This window comes from Mycobacterium sp. (genome assembly GCF_047975165.1).
Taxonomy (GTDB): domain Bacteria; phylum Actinomycetota; class Actinomycetes; order Mycobacteriales; family Mycobacteriaceae; genus Mycobacterium.
In genome coordinates this window covers 1-2,402 of sequence record NZ_JBKECZ010000138.1, presented here as the reverse complement: position 1 = coordinate 2,402, position 2,402 = coordinate 1, and the positions used below count along the sequence as shown (strand labels likewise).

The following is a 2,402-nucleotide window of genomic DNA, read 5'->3' as shown; positions in this document are numbered from 1 at the left end:
GGCGAAGTGCAGCTTGTCGTCCATGAAGTAGAGGTCCCTGATGGCCTCGTACTCGTGGACCAGATAGCCCACCGGGCTTTTCGCCAGCCAGGGGTGGTGTGCCCGCGCCGCCTCGATGCCGGGCAGGGGGTCTGCGGCAAAGGCCGGCTCCAGCACCGGCAGTTCCATCAGCTCCAGCTGGTCTATCGTCTGCATGGTCTGGCCCTCCCCGCGGCGGGGCCGGCTCAGCCGGCGTTCAGCGCCTCGGGAGACAGGTACTTGGTGGCCGACCAGCCGCCGTCGACCACGATGGTCTGGCCGTTGATGAACTCGCCACCTCGGGAGCACAGGAAGGCGATGGTGCTGGCCACGTCCTCCGCCTCGCCGAGGCGCGGGTAGGGCGTCATGTCCACCTGCATGCGGCGGAAACCCTTGTCGTTCATGCGCTCGCGCACCATGTCGGTCATCGTGACCCCCGGTGCCACGCAGTTGGCGCGAATGCCGGTGGCGCCGTATTCGCAGGCGATGTGCTGGGTCAGGGAGGTCAGTCCACCCTTGGCGGCGGAGTAGGCGCCGCCGCGGCGCCCGCCGACCACCGCGAAGGTGGAGGTCACGTTGATGATGGCCGAGCCCGGCTGCATGTGGGCGATGACGTCGCGGGCCAGGCGAAAGGGCGCGCGCAGCATGATGTCGAGGAAGTGGTCCAGAGTCGCGTCGTCGGTCTCGTGCAGCGGCTTGGGGCTGCCGATACCGGCGTTGTTGACCAGGTAGTTGATGCCGCCGAAGCGCTCCAGCGCCGCCTGTACGACGCGCTGTGGAGCCTCGTCGGTGGTGATGTCCGCCGACAGGGTGGCGAGGCGCTCGCTGGCGCCGACCTCGGCGGCCAGGGCGTCCAGCTTGCCCTGGTCCCGGCCCACCCCGAGCACCGCCAGGCCCCGGCCGTGCATTTCCTTTGCCGTGGCGAGACCGATGCCGCTGCCGGCACCGGTGATGATCACAACTTCCATCGTATCCTACCTGCTTTTCTCGTTCCGCTGCCGTGTGTACTCTAGCGCGACAGCCGATTAAAATGAAGAAGATTATAATCATCTGTGTTGTTTATCTAGCATGAGGAGTCTGCCGTGACGCCAAGGTTCCAGCCCGAGCCGGGGGGCCGGGTACACCAGTGGGGGAAAGAGCTGTGAGCGCCGGGCGCCGGGAGATCGCCGGCCGCTCCGTGCGCTGGGACGAGGCGCGGGCCCGTGCCGCCTACGACAGTGGCCTGTGGGTGCGCGAGACCCTTGCCGAGGCCCTGCAGCGTGCCGCGCGGGAGACCCCGGAGCGAGCGCTGGTGCTGGAGGGCGCGACCCGCCTCGACGCCCGCACCCTGTACGCCGAGGCCGGCGCCCTGGCTCGGGAGATGGCCGCCCGGCATCCGGTGGGCAGTGTGGTGTCCTTCATGCTGCCCAACTGGCACGAGGCCGCGGTCATCTACATGGCCGCCACACTGGCGGGTATGACCGCCCATCCCATACTGCCCTCCCTGCGCGAGCACGACCTGTGTTTCATGCTGGCGGATGTGCAGAGCCGGATGATCTTCGTGCCCGCCCGCTACCGCGGCTACGACTACGGGGCCATGCTGCAGACCGTGGGCGAGCGCATGGAGGCGCCGCCGGAGGTGGTGGTACTGCGCGGCGAGGCCGGCCCCCATATCCCCTATGCCAGCCTGTTCCAGCGCCGCGACCCCGGCGAGTTGCCGCCGCCGGACCCGGATGCGGTGCGCATGATCATGTACACCTCCGGTACCACCGGCAGCCCCAAGGGGGTGATGCACAGCCACAATTCCATCCACGCCCTGATCCGCCAGCTGGGGGAGCACTGGCTGGTGGCGCCCGGGGATACCTTTCTGGTGGCCTCGCCGATCAGCCATATCGGCGGCTCGATCTACGCTTTCGAGATTCCCCTGTTGCTGGGGGCGACCGCGGTGCTGATGGAGCGCTGGGAGCCGGTCGAGGGGGTCCAGTTGATGCTGGCGGAGCACTGCACCCACTTCGCCGGTGCCACGCCGTTCCTGGTGGCGCTGCTGGCGGCGGCGCGGGAGGCGGGCACCCGTCTGCCCGACCTCAAGGTGTTCATCTGCGGCGGTGCCTCGGTGCCCCCCTCGCTGATTCGCGAGGCCTCGGACTATTTCGAAAAGGCGGTGGTCACCCGGGCCTACGGCTCCACCGAGGTGCCGGTCACCTCGGTGGGTGTCACCGCGGCCGACGATGTGGAACATGCGGCGGAGACCGATGGCCGACCGGGTATCGCCGAGGTGCGCCTGTCGGATGCCGGCGAGGTGCTGGCCCGGGGGGCGCAGATGCTGGTGGGCTACGTGCACGCCCGGGACGAGGCGACCGTGTTCGACGCCGAGGGCTTCTACCGCACCGGCGATCTGGGCCGCT

Annotated in this window: 3 protein-coding genes; 1 reads left to right on the top strand and 2 read right to left on the bottom strand. The window is 69.0% G+C overall.

What is annotated here, in order from left to right; genetic code table 11:
• On the bottom strand, positions 1 to 195 hold a 195-nt coding region (locus ACK5M9_RS13280; protein ID WP_416893630.1), incomplete at its 3' end, for a hypothetical protein.
• Between the two features lie 29 nt (positions 196 to 224).
• On the bottom strand, positions 225 to 986 hold the full coding sequence (locus tag ACK5M9_RS13275) for an SDR family NAD(P)-dependent oxidoreductase (RefSeq protein ID WP_416893629.1): 762 nt from the start codon (positions 984 to 986) through the stop codon (positions 225 to 227).
• A 173-nt stretch (positions 987 to 1,159) separates the two neighbouring features.
• Here ACK5M9_RS13275 and ACK5M9_RS13270 point away from each other — a divergent pair.
• Positions 1,160 to 2,402, top strand: a 1,243-nt coding sequence (locus tag ACK5M9_RS13270; protein WP_416893628.1) for an AMP-binding protein, incomplete at its 3' end; no start/stop codon positions are given.

Bases quoted from the DNA above. Each gene is read 5' to 3' on its own strand.
- ACK5M9_RS13275 (WP_416893629.1), bottom strand. From the start codon at position 986: ATGGAAGTTGTGATCATCACCGGTGCCGGCAGCGGCATCGGTCTCGCC.